The 255-nt window shown below is 63.5% G+C and carries 1 protein-coding gene; it reads left to right on the forward strand.

Annotation, left to right across the window (positions count from 1 at the left end; genetic code table 11):
• Nucleotides 1–2: 2 nt before the first annotated feature.
• The coding region (locus VSR82_RS40395) for a cupin domain-containing protein (RefSeq protein ID WP_498858963.1) at nucleotides 3–255 on the forward strand (253 nt) is incomplete at its 3' end.

The raw sequence follows: 255 nt of genomic DNA on the forward strand, positions 1-255 counted from the left end.
TGCTGTCCAGTCTCGAACTAAAGAGCACGGTGTTTCACGTTGGGCAGTACTGCGGCACGTGGCAAGCATCGACGGCAGGCCGTCACCTCGCCAGCTTTCATGTCGTGCTGTATGGCGAGTGCTGGCTACATGTCGCAGCCGGACCGGAACGGGCGGCACACAGCATCCGCTTGCAAGCCGGTGATGCAGCGTTTCTGGTGCGAGATGTTCCGCAGTGTCTGTCGCCGTCAGCCGAGCCGCCGGCGGCAGGCAGCG

The sequence above is a fragment of the Burkholderia sp. JPY481 genome (assembly GCF_038900515.1).
GTDB classification, from domain to species: domain Bacteria; phylum Pseudomonadota; class Gammaproteobacteria; order Burkholderiales; family Burkholderiaceae; genus Paraburkholderia; species Paraburkholderia youngii.